The following is a 19,842-nucleotide window of genomic DNA, read 5'->3' as shown; positions in this document are numbered from 1 at the left end:
AATCCGGATAATCCGCCGAATCTCTTTGAACCTTCGTCATAGATGCCGGCCTTTCACGCCTGTCCCGCCTTGACGAAAGCCTCGACCGCCGGTGGCCCCGAGCCGACGCCCTCGTCGTGCTTGAAGTACACGAATGCCTCCTTCCAGCCCTGTGACGTGACACACTTCGCCCACTCTTCAAGCGCGCTCTGGTCATAGTCGAGCTTGTGAAGCCGCAAGTAGCCCCACGACGCCGTGCAAACCACCGGACACTTGAACTCGGCCTGCTCGGCGACGCACATCGCGATATCGCGGTCCCGCATCACCGCGAACACCTCGTCGTCGAACCAGCTCTCGTGCCGGAACTCGAACGCGTATTTCCGCTCGGCAGGGAGGTAGCTGAGAAAATTCTTCAGCCGCTCGACGTCCTTCTTCAGGTTCGGCGGAAGCTGAAAGAGAATCGGCCCGAGCCTTTCGCCGAGCACGGATGTGTTCTTGAGAAGAAACCGGACGAGCGACTCGGATTCCGATTTGAGCCGCGTGTGATGCGTGATCCTCTGGCTCGCCTTCAGCGAGAACGTGAACTGCTCGGGCACCTGCGACGCCCACTCGAGCAGGACGTGCTCCTTCGGCAGCCGGTAGAAGGTGTTGTTGATCTCGAGCGTCGGAAACTTCGAAGCGTAAAAGCCGAGCAGCTGGGCTGACTTGAGGTCGGCCGGATAGAACGTTCCTTTCCACTCCTTGAACGAGTAGCCGCTAGTCCCAGCAAGGACCTTCACGAGGCCTTCTGCTTTCTGCGCTCCGATTTTTCGGGTGTGGCCTTTTTGGCAAGGCTCGCCTTCAGCGCTTCCATGAGGTCGAGGATCTTGTCGCCTCCATTGCTGGGCGCGACCTCGGATGTGATGTCCTGACCCTCCACCTTGCGCTGAATCGTCTCCAGAACCCGCTCGCGCACCGTGTCCTTGTACTTGGTCGGCTCGAAGGACTCGTTCGCAGTCTGATCGATCAGCATCATCGCCAGCTTCAGCTCGGCGTCTTTCACATCGCCGTTCGGAACGGGAACTTCACTCGGCGGACGAATTTCGTCAGCGTAGTGAAGCTGTTCCATCACGAGAACGCCATCGCGCGCCCGAAGGAGGACGAGATGCTGCTGTCCCCGCGCGGCGTACTGACCCAGCGCTGCTTTCCCGCTCGTCTTCAACGCTTCGACGAGCAGCCGGTAGGCGCGATCGCCACCCTTGTCCGGCCCGAGATAGTACACCTTGTCGAGGTAGACCCGGTCCACCTCCGTCATCGGAACGAACTCGACGATGTCGATGGTGCTCGTTGCCTTCTCCTCGAGTGCCTTCAGCTCTTCGGGCGTCAGGATCACGTACTGATCCTTGGCGAACTCGTACCCTTTCACCGTATTGTCGCGGGTTACGACCTCGTTGTCCTTCGTGCATGTGTAGTGCTGCTTCAACCGGCCGCCGCAGTCCTTGTGCAGCATGTTGAAGGAGACGCTCGACTTCGACTCGGAAGACGAGTAGACGTTGACTGGAACCGAGACGAGGCCGAAGGAGATCGTCGCGCTAGCTATAGAGCGTGCAGCCATTGGAGTTGGGGTTAGAGGACTGACTGGCCGGGCAGCCAAAGTACGATAAGAGGCCGCACGGGCAATACGCAACGATATTTTGTTGGAAACTTCAGCACTCTAATATTTGTGATGTGACACGGGCGTCCGCAAGCCCGTTACGGCATGTGCTGTGCAGCGTTACAGTCACGAAGTGGTAACAATCAACAGAATGACGCAGAGTCTCCGCGTGTAACTGGGATGCTCTAGCGTCGGAACAAGCAGCGCTGCTCGCGGGCTTGGTGCACCGGAGGGGCAAAGCACCGAGAGCCGAAGTGGCGGGAGCAGTAAGCTGAATCCTAGAATCGCGTTGTATTCGCCCGGCATGGTTGGCCTGGGCCATATGCGGAGGAATCTCCTCCTCGTCCGCAGATTCGCCGCGAGGTACCCGGCTGGATCATTCCTCATGCTCACTGAGGCGCGCGAAGCAGGCATCTTCGATTTCCCCGACAACGTCGACTGCCTTAGCCTTCCGGCGCTGCGAAAGGATGCCGACGGCAATTGTTCGCCGCGGCGCCTCCGGATCGGTCTTCACGAGCTCATTCGCCTGCGGCGCGACGTCATCACCTCCGCCCTCTCTCAGTTTTCGCCGGACGTCCTGATCGTCGATCACCTCCCGCGCGGCGCCCTCGGCGAGCTCGCCCCATGCCTGGAAATGCTCAAGGAGCGCGGGACGCGGCTGATCCTCGGATTGCGCGACATCCTCGAGGAGCCGGAAACGGTTCGGTCTGAATGGGCACGTGCGGGAAATCATGAGATGATCGAGCAGTTCTACGACGGGATCTGGATCTACGGGGATCCCGCCGTTTTCGACCTGCTCTCCGAGTACGAGTTTCCGAAGACTGTCGCACGAAAGGCGCGGTTCACCGGCTACCTGAATCCGGCTCCTTCCCCGGATACCCAGGGAGCCGGGGACGCGGACACACTCGCGGTGAAACTGCTCGACAGTGCCCGCTTTGTTCTGTGCACGGTGGGTGGCGGACAGGACGGAATGCGCATCGCCCAGGCGTTCGTCGATTCTGAAATGCCAAAGGACTATGTCGGTGTTCTCCTCACCGGGCCGTTCATGCCGGCGAGGGAGCGTGAGGCGCTCTGCCGCCGCGCGAGCCGGCGGCCGGCGCAGTTCCACGTTCTCGACCTGATCAGTGAGCCGGCGGCGCTGCTCTCACTGGCCGACAGGGTCATAACGATGGGTGGATACAACAGCGTCTGCGAAGTCGTCTCGCAAGACAAGCATGCGCTGATCATCCCGCGGATTGCTCCTCGCCGCGAACAGCTCATCCGTGCGCGGAGATTGGCGGACCTCGGCCTGATCGAATGGCTGGACCCCGAAAGCCTCTCTCCCGCCGCGATATCGGAATGGCTCGAGCGCCCTTCCCCAGCCGCGCGCGTCCGGCATCGCATGGACATGAAAGGTCTCGAGCGTGCAGGCAGATATCTGCAGCAAGTGCTCGAACCGGTCTCATTGGAGGCCGGGAAATCCGAGCCGCCGGATGACTGGCTTCTAGAAGCTTCAGCGTAGCGCGATGCCCTCTCGCGCTCCACGCATTGCAGTCTTCACGCACGACGCGTACGGCGTCGGACACGTGCGGAGAAGCTCGCGCATTCTCCAGGCGCTGGCGGAGAAGGAACCCGGCTCCGCTCTCCTGCTGATTACCGGCTCTCCGGCGACGCACCTGCTTCGTGAGCTTCCACCCAATGCAGACACGATCAAGATCCCGACGATCGTCACGTCGGGAACTGAAGGCACCCAGCCGCCGACGCTCGGTATCGGCGTAGCCGAGCTGGCTTCAATGCGAGGCGAGCTGACGCGGTGCGCCCTCGATCTGTTCGGCGCCGACGTTCTGCTCGTGGACAACTTTCCGCTCGGGACGCGACTCGAGCTGCTTCCGACACTTCGCGAGCTCCGGCACCGCCCGACGAAAACGGTGCTCGGCCTGCGCGACGTCGTTGACCCGCCGAAGAAAGTCCAGCGCGACTGGGAGCGCGACGGAATCTACGGAATCATCGAGCGCTACTACGACAAGGTGCTCGTGTACGGCGTGCGCGAAGTTCTGGATGCGGTTGAGGCTTACGGACTTTCAGATACGGTTGCCGATCGACTCTCCTATTGCGGCTACGTCACCGAGTCCGGACTGGCGCGCAGCGATCCTGAAACGGTGCGTCGCGAGCTGGGAGTGGACGCGGGCTTTTTCCTCGCGACAGTCGGAGGAGGGGGCGACGGCAGGCCGTTGCTCGAGGCATTCATCGGGGCGCTGGACGAGTTTCCTGATCGCCCCGCAGTCGTTGTCGCCGGCGAATTCATGTCACCGTCGGACCGTGCGGCCATCGTGCACGCGGCCTCGGGACGCCGTGGAGTTGCCGTAAGGAATCACCTCGCAGACATGCCTTCGGCTATGGCCGCTGCCGATCTGGTTGTAGCGATGGGCGGATACAACACATCGGCCGAGATCATGTCCACCGGAGCGCGATCGGTGCTCGTTCCGCGCACGTGGCGAGCGGGAGAGCACGGGAGCCGCGGCCGGTCGGGAGTGGACGCTGAGCAGCATGTGCGAGCGGCTGGGCTGGCGCAGCTGGGGCTCGTCACCGCGCTGGAGTCCGAAGAGCTGACCCCGAACACCCTGGCCAGGGCAATGACGCGCGCGCTCGCGCAGCCTCGCCGCAACGGGAGCAGTCGTCTCGATCTCAATGGCGCTTCGTGCGTGGCGGATCATCTGCTCGCTCTGGCACGGGATCGGGAGTAGCCGATGGCGCGCGTAAAGACTTCGGTGGGATACGTCGTCCGGAAGTTTCCGGTCCTGTCGGAAACTTTCATTCTCAACGAGATCCTCGCACTCGAGGCGATGGGAGTGAAGGTTGAGATCTTCTCGCTGGCGCCCACGCGCGATCCCAGGTTCCATGAAGGCGTCTGCCGGCTGCAAGCCAGCGTCCACTATGTGCCCGGCATCGACGACATGCAGGCGCTCTTCCGGTATGCGAAGCGCTTTGCGGCCCGCAATCCGAAACGCTATCGGCGTCACTTGAAGAAAGTGCTTGCCACGCGCCGCCCTTCGTTCCTCTGGCGTTTCCTTCAGGCATCGTGGGTGGCCGAGCGCGCCCGCCGGCTCGGCGTGAGGCATCTGCATGCGCACTTCGCCAACCGCTCCACAACAGTTGCTCAGCAGGCGAGCAAGCTTCTCGGCATCCCGTTCAGCTTCACCGCCCACGCGTTCGACATCTATCGCCATGCGGACCACAAAGTGATTGCGCGGAAGATGGCGGATGCAAGCTTCACGGTCACGGTGAGCGACTACAATGTCCGGTTCCTCAAATCGCTCGTGAATGGAAATCCGGCGCGAGTGGAGCTCGTCCGCAACGGCATCGACATGACACGCTTTTCACCGCCGCGCAACCCGCCTGGCGGTCCGTTCAGACTGATCACAGTCGCTCGCCTAGTCGAGAAGAAAGGCATCCCGGTGCTTATCGACGCCTGCCGCATACTGAGGGACCGCGGCCTCGACTTCCGCTGCGACATCATCGGTAAGGGCGAGCAGCGTCGCACTCTCGAGCTCATGGTTCTCGAATCGAAGCTTGGCGATCACGTGCGACTGCTGGAGCCGCTGCCCCAACAGGAGATCGTCCGCCACTATCAGGGCGCGCATCTGCTGGTACTCCCGTGCATCGTGGGAGAGGACGGCAACCGCGACGGCCTCCCCGTGTCGATCGTCGAGGCGCTCGCCTGCGGTGTTCCTGTAATCAGCACAGCGGTCACGGGAATCCCCGAAGCGGTGCATCACGGCGTCAACGGGTTGATCGTACCCGAGCGCGATGCGACAAGTCTCGCCGACGCGATCGAAAGAGTCATGCGCGATGCAGACCTGCACACACGGCTCTCCTCGGCTGCCCGCCCATCGGTGGTGGAAGCCTTCGATCAGACAAAGACTGCCGCAAAGCTGTACGACCTCCTGCAGGAGCGGCCCGCATGAAGATCCTCTATCTGTGTGCGGACCGCGGCATCACGCTCGCGAAGCACAATGGCGCGACCGCGCATTTCCGCAGCCTTGTGCACGCGTTTCAGTCCGCGGGACACGAGGTCGTCGTGCTTACGCCGTCCGATGTCGACTCGGGGAGACTTGGCGCTTCCGTTGTTCGCATTCCCACTCCGCCCGTGCTCGACGATTTGCTCAGGAGTGCGCAAGCGATGGCTGCCCCAAGCCGGGAAGCTCAGCGCACGCGAAAGCGGGTTGCTCATGCTGTCGGGCAGCTGCTGAACAATGTGCTCGCTGAAGACGAGCTCGAGCGCGAGATAGAACGATTCAATCCGGATTTCGTTTTCGAGCTCTATTCTCCGTTCGGCGTCGCCGGAGTATTCGCCTGTAACCGGCTCGGGGTGCCGCACGTACTCAACGTCCACGCGCCGCTGGCGTGGGAAGGGGCCACGTTTCGCTCGCAGGCCCTGCAGGAAGCGGCGGAGACGCTGGAAGAAGTGGTCATGCACGAAGCACAGCGCATCATCACCAACTCCGCCCAGATGCGCGACCGCCTGGTGGACGCAGGAGTGGACGAGGCGAAAGTCGAGGTGGTGGTCAACGGCGTCGACCTCGATCTCTTTTCGCCGGTGGGCGAAGTTAAGCGCGCGGGTGACCACAGCTCTGTCGTCATTGGATTTTCAGGAAGCCTCAAGGCGTGGCACGGCATCGATGTCCTGACGGCGGCGTTCAGGAAAGCCGCCGCCGCTGACCCGCGACTCCATCTCCTCGTAGTCGGCGATGGCCCGCTTCGTGGCGAAGTAACATGCCTTGCGGCCGAGCTTCCCGGACGCGTCACACACACGGGCGCTCTGCCGCTGGAGGACGTACCGCCATGGATTCGCGGGATGGACATTGCGGTCGCGCCGTACCCGCCCATCGACCGATTTTACTTTTCGCCGCTGAAGATTCTTGACGCCATGGCTTGCGGAGTTTGCAACGTCGCGTCCGACATCGGGCAGATCCCCGAGCTTCTCCGCGACGGCGAGACCGGGGTCCTGGTCCGACCCGGCGATGCCGATGCGCTAGCCGCCGCGTTCCTTGCGACTGCGGGCGATCCGGCAATGCGGCAGCGGATCGGCGAAGCGGGTCTTGCGGAAGCACGGGAAAACCACGCGTGGACCTCGCGCGTTGCGGACATCGTCTCGATTGCGATGAGAGACGTTCCGGTGGGTGCCGCATGAAAACGGGCGAGCCGGTGGCGCGACGGCGCCGGGCGCGGCCGAAGGTGTTGCAGAAGATCGACGCGCTGCGGCGGGTCATCAAACGACTCTCACCGTATCTGCGCGGTCGAAAAAGGGACCTCGCGCTGGCGTTGCTTTCGACCGTTGGCTTCATGCTGCTGCGACTTCTGGAGCCGTGGCCGATCAAAATCGTCCTCGACAACGTGCTCCTCGGCAAGCCGCTCCCCGAGTCACTTTCGTTTGTAGGGGACTGGACCGGCGGCAGGACGGGGCTGCTCAACCTCGTTGTCGTCGCCATCGTCGTTATCGCAGTCCTGTCGGGCTTCTTTTACTACTGGCAGAACGTGCTCTCCGCGTATGTCGGACAGAAAGTGGTCGCACGCCTGCGAGCCGATCTCTTTCGACATCTGCAGCATCTCGATTTCTCGTTCCACGACCGCAGAAAGACCGGCGACCTTCTCGTCCGTCTGACCGCGGATATCCGGCTGCTCCGTGACGCCCTCGTGAAGATTCCGCTCGGCCTCTCGGAGAACTCGCTCCTGATGGTCGGCATGGCGATCATCATGCTGCTGATGGACTGGCGGTTGGCGCTCGTCTCTTTTGCGTCGCTCCCGCTTCTGTACCTGTTGATGCGACGATACCGAAAACCGATGCGAGCCGCGATCCGGAAGCAGCGCCGGCAGGAGGGCGATCTCGCGACGAAGATGAGCGAATCTCTCGGGGCGATTCGCGTCGTGCACGGATTCGGGCTCGAGGAGCAGGAGGCGGAGCGGGTCGGAAGATTCGACAACAGAAGCCTACGGGAAGGTCTGAAGGCGGCGCGCATCGAGGCAAGGCTCCGGTGGGCGTCGGAGCTCGCCGTCGGTGCGATTACCGCAGTGGTCGTGGGAGTTGCCGCGCGCCGTATCATGTCGGGCGCGCTGTCGCCGGGCGATCTGGTGGTGTTCGTCAGTTATCTGCGCACCTTCGCGCGGCCATTGAGGCGCGCGTCGCGTACTACCGAGCAGGTGACGCGAACGGCGACTGCCGGAGAGCGGATACTGGAGGTCCTCGATCTCGTCCCGGGTGTACGCGATCTGCCGGATGCGAATGAAGCACCGGCGTTCGTTGGTGAAGTGAGCTTCGAGAAAGTCGGCCTTCGCCATGGCAGAGGACCGTGGGTGTTGCGCACGGTCAATCTCACCGTGCGCCCTGGCGAGCGCCTGGGCATCGTCGGTCCCACGGGGGCGGGCAAGTCATCGCTCGTGAGTCTCGTTCCCCGCTTCTACGATGCGACAGAAGGCCGCGTGTGCATCGACGGGCGCGACGTGCGCTCGTTCACTCTCGTCTCTCTGCGCCGGCAGGTGAGCTTCGTGTTTCAGGAGCCCGTGCTGTTCGCGACGACGATCGCGGAAAACATAGCGGCGGGGCGCCCGGGAGCTGACCGCGAGGCAATCGTGGAAGCTGCGCGGAGCGCCGGCATCCACGATGTCATTGCCGCGCTTCCCGAAGGCTACGACACGATTCCGGGCGAGCGGGGCGGCACACTTTCCGGCGGTCAGCGTCAATGTGTCGCCATCGCGCGCGCGATGCTGCGCGATGCGCCGATCGTTGTGCTGGACGAGCCAACGGCGGGGCTCGATCAGCGCGCGGCATCGATCGTCACGGACGCTTTGCAGAAGCTCATGCAGGGCCGCACCGTGCTCATGATCAGCCACGATCTGGATCGGCTCCGCGATGCCGACCGCATCGTCGTTCTCGAGAATGGACGTCTCGTTCAGGAAGGTGGATACGCGGAGATGTCGCTGCGGGCAGGGCTGTTCCGCGAGCTCGTCGAGTTCGGGCAGGTGCGTTGATCGTGAGACCTGTACCCGAGACGCCGGCTGATCCCGCGGTGCCGGGCCTGGGCTTCGCACTGCGCGTAGACTCGCTGTTCGAGCTGCTCACGCAGCGACTCGATGAATGTCGCGACGGTCTACGCTTTCTGGATGGTCGGCTGCAGGACGTGCAATACACTCCCGGCGTTGGCGCGAAGGTCCTCTGGAAGATCAAGGTTCGTGATCCCGATACCGGGCGCACGGGACGACAGCTCCTCTTCGTGCGGGCTCTTCGCGTGGATGAGGAGATCCCCGCCGACCCTGTGGAGCTGATTGCGCGGTACCGCGATCTGCGCGCAAGCAAGGGAATGGCGCGCAGGATGCCGTTCCGGACACCCTGGCTGGCAGCGCGCGATGCTCATGTCGTCGTGCACGCATATCCGCTGGATCCGGTGATGCCGAACCTTCTGACCGTTGCGCATCCCCAGGAAATGAAGGTCGCATTTCAACACCTGTGGCAGGCGCGCGGTGCCCGAGTCAGACATGTGCACGTTGATACCCTTTCGTACACGCCCGGAATGAGAGCTGCGCTTCAGTACGAAGTGCTGGCGGAGGACCGCAAGTCACTGGTGCCGGAGCTGCGCCGCCTCGTCGGTAAGATCGATGCCCGGCGCCCGCCGGCGCGTCTGTTCGCCGGGCACTGGGCGATCTGGCGCAAGGCATCCGGTCGCGCGCCGCTCGCTCCCCCGGTCGGCTACGTCGCGGTCGCGCGCCTTTCGCTGCAGGAGTTCCTGACAGGCAGGAGGTTGTCCGACATCACCGGCCTGGGCGAGCTGGCAGGTTCCGTGCGCAAGGCCGCACGGGCAATTGCCAACGTCCACGCGCTGACGCTGCCGGTGTTGAAGCACCGGAGCGTTGAGAAGGAAATGAGCAACGTTGCGCGCTGGGGAGGTGTCCTGTCGCAGGTACGTCCCGCACAGGCACTCCGGATCGAATCGCTGAGCAATCGTCTGCGACGAGAGGTCGTCGAGCGCATGCGAATCACCGGCACCATCCACGCGGATTTTCATCTGGCAAATGTCCTTGTCAACGCGCACGGCGTGATGCTTATCGACTGGGACCAGGCGGCTCACGGCGACCCGATGCTCGACGTCGGGCGTTTCCTCGCAGCGCTCCGTGTCACTTCGCTCCGCATGACCGGCACCCTCGACGGCCTCGCCGCCGTGGGCGACGGATTCCTCGAGGCATACCTCGAGCAGACCGGGGAAAGCGTTCAGCGGGCGCGCCTGCTCGAGGCGGTCTCGCTCATGACTGCCGCGGCATCCCCTTTCCGGATGCAGAGAGAGGGATGGGAGGAGCATGCCGACCTGCTCATCGATGAGGTAGAGCGCACCCTGGATCTCTCGCTTGCCGGTCCGCGCGTTGCCGGGACGCCGAAGGATTTCAGGCGGGAAATTCCCTTCAGCGACCGCCCGGAATGGGCGATGGATCGAGTCTACGCGCAAGCTCTGCTCGTGCTCCTCGTGCACGAGGTATACAGCCCGGACATCGAGCTCACCGAGACCACTCCGTCGATCAAGAGCGTGAGTCGAGAGTGCATTCACGTCAGATGGGTGCTCAAGGGTTACAAGGGTAAAGAGCGATGGACCAGCGCCCTGGAGGCGATTGGGTTCCCGCACACCAGGGGCAAGAACGTTCTCAGCCGACTCCAAGCGACGTACGCCGCCACGTCAGAGCGACCTTCGGCGCTGCAGCTTCCGCGTCCGCTTGGCCGCATGGACCCTCTTTCTCTCGTCGTCTTCGAGCCTCCACGTGGCGATCGGCTGGTCACGGTGCTGGGCTCCGACCGCGAGTCAGCGTCGCTGGACCAGCTGGGCCTCGCGCTGGCGGAGTTTCACTCGCTCGAGATTCCCGTCGTCACCAAGGAGCGCGCGAGCCGGCACACGTGGAGGGCGGTTGCCCGGCGCGTGAGGGCCCTCGAGAAAGCCGGCCATCCCGCGTCAGGCGTCTCCCGCGAGCTCCTCTCTTCGCTCGAGATTCTTCTCGATCAGATGGTAGACCGGCGCGCTCCAACCATTTTTCCGGTCAGCCTGGCCAATTTTCGGATCACCGATGCCGGAATTGCCACGTCCCTGGCTCACGACGTTGTGCTCGCCGATCCGCTTCTCGACGTGGGATCTCTACTTTCCGAGCTCAGCTGGAATGCGCTGCAACGTGGGACAGGGCAATCCGCGGCCGAAAGACTCCGAGCCGCGTATCTCGACGCCTCCGGAGAACCCGCGGGCGATCTCGCCGTCTGCGAGGCATTGATGCTGCTGCGGCTGGGCGCCGCGCGTGCACTGCGGGATCGCGACTCGGATCTGCCTGCTTCACTTATCGACATCGCTCGAGAGCGGCTCGACGCTGCCACGCCTAATGAGGCTCGTATCATGGCGGCTTCGCTCCCTGAAGAACATGGACTCGTACACGGCAAAGACCTATGAATTCTCCATCTAGATTGTGCATGCGACTCGCCTTCCTGCTGGTGGGCAGTCCATTTGTCGCGGCTGCCCAGATTGGCCCGCGGGACACCTCGCCCGATACCGCGAACACCACAAAGCCGGTGCAGACCGCCCAGGCTCTGGTCGACGCGAGGGTGACCGACAGCCTCGTGCCGTCGCCTATTCGCCGTCTTCCTCCACTGCGGCAGCGCTTTTACTTCGAGAACGGCGTGACGAACGTGTACGACAGCAACGTCGAGCACGACAGCACGAACATCGGGTCGTATGGCATCGTCGTGGGTGCGACTGGCCGCTATCGCAGTCGCAGCTCCAAGCCGGGCGTTTACATGGAATACGGTGTCGCCGTTCACCAGTACACCGCCACGGACAGGTGGGACCGTGTAAGCCAGCTTGGCCGCCTGGGATTCGATATCCCCCTCGGCGACATGCTCCTCGTCGGAGTCACTGGCGAGATTTACCTGAAAGGAAGCTCGGAAGACCGGGAAGTCGGAGATCAGTACGCCGTTCTGCCGCGCATCGAGATCCGGCCGATCGATGACGTGCGCCTTCGCATCATTACAGGCTACCGGCAGCGCCATTTCGACGAGGCTCCGACCAGCAATGCGATCAACAGGTACGTCACTTTCGATTCCCGCATAAGGTTCGGCGACGAAACCCTGGAAGGCGCCGCCCGCTTCGAGAAGAATCTCCCGAAGATCCATCGGCTTCGATTCAACCGGCAGACTTATAGCGCGCGCTACGGGCGGCAAGTTGGCGAACGCGCCGAGCTGTTCGCAGGCCTGGAGTACAGACCTGTGCAGTATCCCGAGCGAACAGTGGACTTACTCGACGAAGAAGGTGAGGAAATCGGCGAGGAGCCGCGCGTGGACAGGCGATGGAAGCCTCAGCTGAAATGGGTGCACGAGTGGTCGCGCAATATGCGCACGGATCTGGAGTACGAGTACGAGATGCGATTCTCCAACGATCCCGACAAGAAGTATCGGGGTCACGTGCTCACGCTCACGACTGCCATTCCGTGGCGTTAGATGAAAAAGGCTAGTCCCGAGCGCATACTATATGGATGACGCCGCCCGGCGATCCCAGCACCGGCGATAGCCTAAGCACATACCGCGCGAAGCGATCGGCCGACCGGTCCCCAGAACCGGTCGGAACCGTGTCGCCCGTTCCCGGTCATCTTTTCGTTGTTCACAAGCACGCCGCGCGGCAGCTGCATTTCGATCTGCGTTTGGAGATGGACGGCGTCCTGCGCTCGTGGGCGGTTCCAAAGGGGCCCTCGTACGATACGGCCGACAAACGACTCGCCGTCAAAGTCGAAGACCATCCACTCGAGTACGGCGACTTCGAGGGCGTGATACCCGAGGGCAACTACGGCGCGGGCGGAGTGATTGTCTGGGACCGCGGCGAGTGGGTGCCGCTCGAGGATTGGCGCACCGGCCTCGAGAAAGGCAAGCTGCTCTTCGAGCTCAAGGGCTACAAACTCCACGGCAAGTGGACGCTCGTGAAGATCAAGAAGAGCGAGAAGGACTGGCTGCTCATCAAGGAGCGCGACGCCCATGTGAAGCACCCGGGCGATCAGTTCCCTGAAGAGTCGGTGCTCTCGGGGTTGACGGTCGACGAAGTAAAAGCCGGGGTTGTGCCAAAGAGTCGGCTGCGCGAGGCGCTGGCGGAGAACGGTGCACCGCGTGTGCGCGTCGATTCACGATCGGTGGAAGCGATGCACGCCGAGCCCCATGACGAAGCGTTCACGCGCGACGGGTGGATCTTCGAGCTCAAGCTCGACGGGTACCGGTTGATCGCCAGCAAGTCGAAGGGCGAAGCGCTGCTGCTCACGCGTAACGGCAACGACTATACCGGCGTTTTTCCGGAGATTGCGCGCGCGGTGAAAGCGTTGCCGGTCGACGAATGCATCATCGACGGTGAAGTTGTCGTGTGCGACTCGAAAGGACTTCCGAGTTTTGCGATGTTACAACGCCGTGGGCGACTGTCATCGTCGATCGACATCAAGCGCGCCGCCGTGGAGCTGCCCGCGACATTTTACGCGTTCGATCTCCTTGCTTTCGAGGACTTCGATCTGCGCCCACTCCCGCTCACGGAGCGAAAGCAGTTTCTGATCGACGTCGTGCCGAAGCTAGGGCCGCTGCGCGCGCTCGATCACATCGAGCGGGAGGGCGAAGCGTTTCTGGAGCAGGTAATGGCGATGGGCATGGAAGGAATCATCGCCAAGAAAGCCGACTCGCCTTACCGCAAGGGACGCTCGGGCCACTGGCTCAAGATCAAAGCTGAGCCGACGGCCGATTTCGTCATTGTCGGGTTCACGGAGCCGAAGAGAAGTCGCGGTCATTTCGGCGCGTTGCAGCTCGCTGATCAGATCGACGGGACGCTCGTCTACGCGGGGCGTGTCGGCACCGGATTCAACGACGCGCTTCTCCGGGAATTGAAATCACTGCTCGACCCGATAGTCCGCGCCAACCCTCCTTGTGCAGGGCCGTGCCTTGCGCCGGGACTCGAGCCGCTCGCAAGTGAAGACATCGCCGAGACGAGTACGACGACCTGGGTCGACCCGGTGTATGTCTGCGAAGTGCGATTTCGCGAGTGGACGCCTGACGGGCTGTTGCGCCATTCCGCGTTCATGGGAATGAGGACCGACAAGCTCCCGCACGAGTGCGATCGACAGAAATGGCACCCTGACGCGGTCGACGCCGCGCCCGCGGCTGTGGCACCGTCCGAGCCTCCTGCGCCGCCGCCCAAGGCTGCGGTCTCGAAAACGATCGCGTTCTCGAATCCGAAAAAGATCTACTGGCCAGGAGAGGGTTACACAAAAGGCGACTTGATCGAATACTATCGGGCGGTTTCGCGATGGCTGCTTCCGTATCTCCGAAATCGCCCAGTTGTGCTCACTCGATTTCCGGACGGAATCGAGGGGAAGTCGTTTTATCAGAAGGATGCGCCGGAATTCGCGCCCGAATGGATGCGCACCGTTCCCATCTGGAGCCAGGACACGCAGCGTGACATTCGCTACTTCGTCTGCGACGATGAAGAGTCGATCCTCTACATCGCGAACATGGGCTCGATTCCGCTGCACATCTGGGGCAGCAGAGTGGACTCACTCGAGCTGCCGGACTGGTGCGTGATCGATCTCGATCCGAAAGAAGCGCCGTTCTCGGACGTCATTCGCACAGCTCAGGTGCTGCACCGAATCTGCGAATCAGCCGGCTTGCCAAACTATGTGAAGACCACTGGAAAGACGGGCCTGCACATCATGCTCCCGCTCGGACGCCAGTTCACGTACGAGCAGTGCCGGACGCTTGGCGAATTACTCGCGCGTCTCGCTTTGCGCGAATTGAAGGACATTGCGACAATCACGCGCCACGTGACGAAGCGCGGCGACAAGGTATATCTCGATTACCTCCAGAACCGGCATGGACAGCTCATCGTTGCGCCGTTCAGCGTGCGACCGCTGCCTGGCGCGTCGGTATCGATGCCTCTCACGTGGGACGAGGTGAACGAGTCGTTGAATCCACAAGCCTTCACAATCAAGACGGCAGTGGGACGCATGGAGAGCCTGGGCGCCGACCCGGTGGTGCCCGTCCTCGAAGGACGCCCGGATTTGGGGGAAATACTCGGACGATTGGCTATCGCACTCGCGTAGAACTGGGCAAGCCTCGTGGGGCTATTGGCGCGGATTCGGAGTTCGGGCGACGATCATGGTGATGTTCTCGGTGCCTCCAGCATTGAGAGCGTCTTCAAGGAGTTCCTGACAGGCCTGCTTCGCCGACGTCGCAACCTTTAGGCGCTTTTCGATCTGCTCTTCCGGCACGTGCTTAGTCAATCCTTTTGTGCACATGAGACCGACTTGCCCCCATCTCTGTGGAAATGTGAGGGTTGCCGGTAAGACTAAGCTTCCTTCGAATTGGCCACCTTGGGCCGTCGCTGCCGCCTGGGTCGTCCCCAAGGGATCCGTCGCCACGTCTTGGTCTCCAGTCTGCTGAGATCGCATCATTTTCGTGACTTCACTGACCTGGCCATCGACTAGTGCGTAAAGACGACTACTGCCAATGTGCAGGATATAAGCTCGAGGCCATATCCCGACATATATCGTGAGCCCGCTCGTCATTCCCGCCGCACCAGGGGTCTCCCAAGACCTCTGCGCAACGTTCGCCTGACCTTGGATCGCGGCCATCTGCAGTCCCTTCAGAAATGCCTGCTCGTTCGCCTCGTTGGAGGTGTCGTACGACCGGACGGTATGAACCAAGTACTGCGCCATTACCTCAATTGCAAGTCTGCTCGCTTCCTCACCCCAAGCGCCCCTGCCTACGCCATCCGCGATCATTCCAACGAATGCCCGACGATCTCCTTTGTAAGGGAGCCGGCTTCCGTTGGGGAGACTCGTTTGGTGAAAAGAAGCGTCTCGCATGACGCTGAATATCAGAAAGTGCTCTTGATTTACCCGCTGCACTTTTCCGGGATGAGTTAATCCAAAGGCGTCGAGCTCCTCGTCAAGCGGTTTGAGCTCCATTGGGAGAAGGGTCTCTACGCCTTCACCAACCGAGCGCGCTGCAATGCTAGTTTCTCTATTGTCGGATCGTCGCGCTGGTTGCCGCGTGGAAAGCGCGTCCACAAACTGCTGCATGGTACGGAACCGGTCGCCGGGTACTCTTTCAAGGGCCTTCGCAATAGCCGCCTCCACGGCCACAGGAACGGTTTCTCTCACGGTTCGCAATCGAGGTGGAGATTCGAGCGACTTTCGAGCCAGAATCGCCTGCCGAGCTGAACCCGCAAACGGTGGGTCGCCGGCCAACATCTCAAACAGCACACAGGCGAGACTGTACAAATCGCTGCGTCCATCCAAGTTAGGGCTTGCTACTGCCTGCTCGGGACTCATGTACTGCGGAGTGCCGATTGCGAGGCCGGTGGCCGTCAGCACGTCTGCACTCGCATCAGTAAGCGCCTTCGCGATACCGAAATCTGCTACAATCGCATGGCCCGCTTCGAGTAGAATATTCTCCGGTTTGATGTCTCTGTGCACAACTTGTCGACTGTGAGCAAACCCCAATGCATCAGCAATGTCACTTGCGATCCGCAACGCGTCATCAATTGGGAGCTGGATCTCCCGCTTCAGCCGATCGCGCAAGGACTCGCCCTCTACATACGGCATCACATAGAAGAGAAACCCATCCGCCTCGCCGGAATCGAATAGCGGAAGGATATGCGGGTGAGTCAAACCCGCGGTTGTCTTGATTTCGCGTAGGAATCGGTCCGCGCCGATGGTAGCCGCCAGATGCGGAAGCAATACTTTAAGAGCAAGATGGCGAGCATGGCGAGGCTCTTCGGCCAGGTAAACGGTGGCCATCCCTCCATGACCAAGCTCTCGCTTGATCTGGTAGCGGTGTGCGAGCGCTGATCTAAGCCGCTCCAGCTGCTCAGCGTCGCCCGACATTCAGTTCGGGTGGAAAAGGGAGAATCAACTCGCCTTTAAGCACGCCATCACCACCCTGATGTGCGACGGGCCATTCCTGGACGATCGGGACATGTGGGCCTCGTCATCGGGTTAGGAAATATCGGCAACAGTAAGAGTACGATAGGGCGTGCCGATCGTCCACGGGGCCACGACCAAGTCACTTCGCCTCAGTGTTTTCTAGCATGCAAATTGGGTTGCGGCAGACTGCCGTCGGGCACGCGGCGGTAACAGCTACCAACCTCCGGGGCTACTGCCGCAACGCTTCCCGAATCGCCGCTTCCGTAAGCGGTGCCATGATTCTGTGTCCGGCGTCATTCGGGTGTACACCATCGCCTGAAAGGTCTCCCCTCATTCCCAGCCTTTCATCGGCCATCGCGGAATGATAGTCGAGATAGACGTGTCCGTTCCTTCGCGCGTAGTCGCGCATCCATCGGTTCAGTGCAATGACGGTCTGGGCAGGTTGTCGAATGCTCGGCCGCCAGGCATACCTGTAAACCGGGAGCACCGACGCGAGCACGACTCGGATCCCGTTTGCCTTCGCCAGCTCCGACATCGACGCAAGATTGTTCTCGATCATCTCCAGCGTCGCGGGGCCGGTATTGCCCGCGATGTCATTCGTTCCGGCGAGGATCACAACGACTTTGGGCTTGAGCCCGATGACGTCCTGACGAAAGCGGACGAGCATCTGCGGCGTCGTCTGACCACCTATCCCGCGGTTGATGTAAGGCTTCCCGGGGAACATGCTGCTGAAATGTCGCGCCCAGACTTCGAAGATCGAGTTTCCCATGAAGACGACACGTTCTTCTCCCGCCGCTGGAGGACGGAGCTGTGCGTTCGCGCGTGCGAACTTCTGCAGGCTCGGCCAATCGGTCCGGATGCGCTCGTCCTCGGCCGCTCGCATCGCTTTGATCCGAGTAGAGTCCGGTTGACGCGGTGGCAGCGTCTGGCTCTGCGCGTCGAGCTGCGTCCCGGCAGTAGTCGAGACCAGCATGAGAATACCAGTGGCTAAGATGCGGTTCTTACGAGGCGAACAACCCTTGTGTCTCTGCATCATTTGGCACATTTCTCTCAGGACGATTTGTGGTTGCGGGCTCGGCAATCCTGGGCCGGGCCCGGCATTCGCTCGAAAAGCCTTATCCACCAAAGGGGAACTTATGCCACACTACGCAAGAGGGCATTCAACTGGAATGCTCGCAATTCTGCTCACGTGCGCGGCGCTTGCACCCGCCCGCGCCCAGACCGATGAGCAGCTCATCCGCGCGCTCGATTCGACGTGGCTGGCGGTGTTCGCCGCGCGCGATACGGTGAGGCTCGCCACGTTCTACACCCCGGATGCAATCGGGATGTATCCCAACGTGGCCATCGCGAGGGGGTCCAGGGCGATCATGGGGGCCTATGCCGGATTGTCCGCTATGCCGGGCCTCAAGTTGACGGCGGCGCCTACATCCATCAGGATTTCGAAAGGCGGCGACCTCGCGACCAGCATTGGCACCTATCGGACGAGCTTCAACAGTCCCAGCGGCCCGGTCGTCGACAGCGGGTCGTACGTCACTGTTCTCCAGAAGATCGGCGGCCAGTGGAAGATCGTCAACGAGGGCGTCACGAGCCACGCTCCGATGCCCACTGTAGTGGTCTTCGATACGGTTACCACGATGGGAATGACCGCTGGCGCAGCGCTTTCCTGGACCGACCTCAAGGCGCCCGGCTTCGCGCCCGGTGCCAAGCTGGCCGTGATCCACGGTGATCCAGGAGGGACAGGCGACTACACCGTGCGCCTTCAGTTCCCCGATGGATATCAGTTCCCGGTCCACTGGCACCCCAAAGCCGAGCACGTGACCGTGCTCTCGGGAGCGTTGCTCCTCGGCATGGGCGGCCAGGTCAATGCCTCTGCCGTCAAGACGTATCAGCCCGGAGATTTCCTGTATTTGCCGGCAAGGAACCCGCACTTTGGCGGAGCAAAGGGCGCGACCCTAATTCAGCTTCACGGAATTGGGCCGTTCACGATAAACCTCGGGACCCCGTAGCAGTCGGGAGTACTCCGCGGACGCGGTGGCAGTAATGAGAGCCGGTCAAAGCCGGCTCTCATTGCTTCACCGATAAAGTCGGTCGAGCACCGCACGCGCCACTGCAGCTACAACCTCCGGCGATTTCGGCTGCGCCGTTCGCGTCGCAACGATGAAGTGGGCGTTACTTCCGGCGAGAACGTGAAGCGTGGTACCGGCAGCTAGCCAGGCATCCTCACCAATTCCGGACACATGTCGTGCTGAACCGGGATACTGCCGAAAGTAAGCCTCCCGCTGGGACAGGTACGCAGCCGAGTTTCGTTCGGACGCAGGCGGCACGATGATGGTGATCGCAACGATGTCGGTCGGCGTGTCGTAGCTGCAGATCGTACTGGTTCGGGCAGGGCGCCCTTCCCTTCCGGAGTTGATAAGCTCTTCGATGTCAGGCACACGGCGCGCCTGCCTCACGCGCAACCCTGTTGCAACAGACACTTCGCCTCGTGTGAGAAGCACGCAGGGGTTTTCAGGCAGGGATGCAATCCGACGCGGCGCGACAGGCGATGGCGGCCCACCCGCCTCGGGGCCTCCGCCGCCGCCCGAGCTGCAGCTCGCGACAGCGATCAGCATCGCACATCCACGCGCAAGGTTGAACAAGCGTGTCATGACGGGGCGTCCAACGCACGAATCATGGGAAAATCCCGCGCTCCTGATAAGCGAGCGCAACCTTTCCAATCGCATTGATGAAAGCCGCCGTCCGCAAATCCACCCCCCGATCCTTCTGAATCGCCCGTAGCTCGGCGTAGGCGGCTACCATGGTTTCTTCGAGACCGGAGTTCACGAGCTCTTCCTCATTCACGGTCGCCGTCGCGCGGTCGCGATCGTCGGCCGGGAAATGCAGCCCGGTGAGATGCTCGATGCCCTCCAGCATCCACTCGTTGGTCCTCTCCGTGAATCGCTTCTCCATCCGGCCGAAGCGCATGTGAGACAGATTCTTCACCCACTCGAAGTAGGAGACCGTCACTCCACCGGCGTTTGTATAGATGTCGGGGACGATGAGCGTCCCGCGCGAGAGCAGCCGCTCGCTCGCATCGGCCGTGATCGGCCCGTTCGCTCCCTCGACGATTATCTTCGCACGGATTCGATCGACGTTCTCGGCAGTGATCTGGTTTTCCAGCGCTGCCGGAACGAGAATGTCGCAATCCACCTCGAGCGCCTCCGAGCTTGTCGTAATGTCGCGCGCCCCGGGAAAACCGAGGATCGACCCGGTCTCCTTCCGATGCGCCACTCGGCGAACTACTCGCG

General features: G+C 61.9%; 15 protein-coding genes. 9 read left to right on the top strand and 6 right to left on the bottom strand.

The annotated features are described in order from the left end of the window. Positions 1–53: 53 nt before the first annotated feature. Entirely contained in the window at positions 54–758 is a 705-nt protein-coding gene (locus VES88_15490) for a DUF72 domain-containing protein (protein ID HYN82891.1), read from the bottom strand. Next, a complete protein-coding gene (locus VES88_15485; protein HYN82890.1) occupies positions 755–1,573 on the bottom strand; it encodes a Ku protein in 819 nt (272 codons plus the stop codon). The genes VES88_15490 and VES88_15485 overlap by 4 nt, the downstream gene beginning before the upstream one ends. A 343-nt stretch (positions 1,574–1,916) precedes the next feature. Between VES88_15485 and VES88_15480 the strand changes: the two genes are divergently transcribed. The 8 genes from VES88_15480 to ligD are packed head-to-tail and all read left to right on the top strand — an operon-like array spanning position 1,917 to position 14,728. Beyond that, on the top strand, positions 1,917–3,113 hold the full coding sequence (locus VES88_15480; protein ID HYN82889.1) for a hypothetical protein: 1,197 nt from the start codon (positions 1,917–1,919) through the stop codon (positions 3,111–3,113). A gap of 4 nt (positions 3,114–3,117) precedes the next feature. Next, entirely contained in the window at positions 3,118–4,335 is a 1,218-nt protein-coding gene (locus VES88_15475; protein ID HYN82888.1) for a glycosyltransferase, read from the top strand. Between the two features lie 3 nt (positions 4,336–4,338). Continuing rightward, a complete protein-coding gene (locus VES88_15470) occupies positions 4,339–5,556 on the top strand; it encodes a glycosyltransferase (protein ID HYN82887.1) in 1,218 nt (405 codons plus the stop codon). Then, on the top strand, positions 5,553–6,782 hold the full coding sequence (locus tag VES88_15465) for a glycosyltransferase family 4 protein (protein HYN82886.1): 1,230 nt from the start codon (positions 5,553–5,555) through the stop codon (positions 6,780–6,782). Before VES88_15470 ends, VES88_15465 begins: the two co-directional genes overlap by 4 nt. Further along, the gene (locus tag VES88_15460; GenBank protein ID HYN82885.1) at positions 6,779–8,617 is read left to right on the top strand and encodes an ABC transporter ATP-binding protein; all 1,839 of its coding nucleotides are present in this window, start codon (positions 6,779–6,781) and stop codon (positions 8,615–8,617) included. The genes VES88_15465 and VES88_15460 overlap by 4 nt, the downstream gene beginning before the upstream one ends. A gap of 2 nt (positions 8,618–8,619) precedes the next feature. Continuing rightward, the gene (locus VES88_15455; GenBank protein ID HYN82884.1) at positions 8,620–11,061 is read left to right on the top strand and encodes an aminoglycoside phosphotransferase family protein; all 2,442 of its coding nucleotides are present in this window, start codon (positions 8,620–8,622) and stop codon (positions 11,059–11,061) included. Positions 11,062–11,081: 20 nt separating this feature from the next. Further along, positions 11,082–12,104: a hypothetical protein gene (locus tag VES88_15450; GenBank protein ID HYN82883.1), complete on the top strand. Its 1,023-nt coding sequence runs from the start codon at positions 11,082–11,084 to the stop codon at positions 12,102–12,104. Positions 12,105–12,139: 35 nt separating this feature from the next. Then, positions 12,140–14,728: a DNA ligase D gene (gene ligD, locus VES88_15445; protein ID HYN82882.1), complete on the top strand. Its 2,589-nt coding sequence runs from the start codon at positions 12,140–12,142 to the stop codon at positions 14,726–14,728. Positions 14,729–14,749: 21 nt separating this feature from the next. Here the strand turns inward: ligD and VES88_15440 are convergent, their stop codons facing one another. Both VES88_15440 and VES88_15435 read right to left on the bottom strand, forming a co-directional pair. Further along, positions 14,750–16,516, bottom strand: coding sequence for a protein kinase (locus VES88_15440; GenBank protein ID HYN82881.1), 1,767 nt, complete (start codon positions 16,514–16,516; stop codon positions 14,750–14,752). Between the two features lie 268 nt (positions 16,517–16,784). Further along, positions 16,785–17,528 carry an SGNH/GDSL hydrolase family protein gene (locus VES88_15435; GenBank protein HYN82880.1) on the bottom strand — a complete coding sequence of 248 codons (744 nt, stop codon included), beginning with the start codon at positions 17,526–17,528 and terminating at the stop codon, positions 16,785–16,787. A gap of 196 nt (positions 17,529–17,724) precedes the next feature. Here VES88_15435 and VES88_15430 point away from each other — a divergent pair, with 196 nt between their 5' ends. Next, on the top strand, positions 17,725–18,561 hold the full coding sequence (locus tag VES88_15430; protein HYN82879.1) for a DUF4440 domain-containing protein: 837 nt from the start codon (positions 17,725–17,727) through the stop codon (positions 18,559–18,561). A gap of 66 nt (positions 18,562–18,627) precedes the next feature. Here the strand turns inward: VES88_15430 and VES88_15425 are convergent, their stop codons facing one another. Beyond that, positions 18,628–19,167: a hypothetical protein gene (locus VES88_15425; GenBank protein HYN82878.1), complete on the bottom strand. Its 540-nt coding sequence runs from the start codon at positions 19,165–19,167 to the stop codon at positions 18,628–18,630. Between the two features lie 58 nt (positions 19,168–19,225). Continuing rightward, on the bottom strand, positions 19,226–19,825 hold the full coding sequence (locus VES88_15420; protein ID HYN82877.1) for a hypothetical protein: 600 nt from the start codon (positions 19,823–19,825) through the stop codon (positions 19,226–19,228). Positions 19,826–19,842 lie beyond the last annotated feature (17 nt).

The organism is Gemmatimonadaceae bacterium (genome assembly GCA_035633115.1).
In the GTDB taxonomy this organism is placed as follows: domain Bacteria; phylum Gemmatimonadota; class Gemmatimonadetes; order Gemmatimonadales; family Gemmatimonadaceae; genus UBA4720.
Note: the sequence above shows the minus strand (reverse complement) of the source record. Positions and strands in the feature narration are given on the sequence as shown.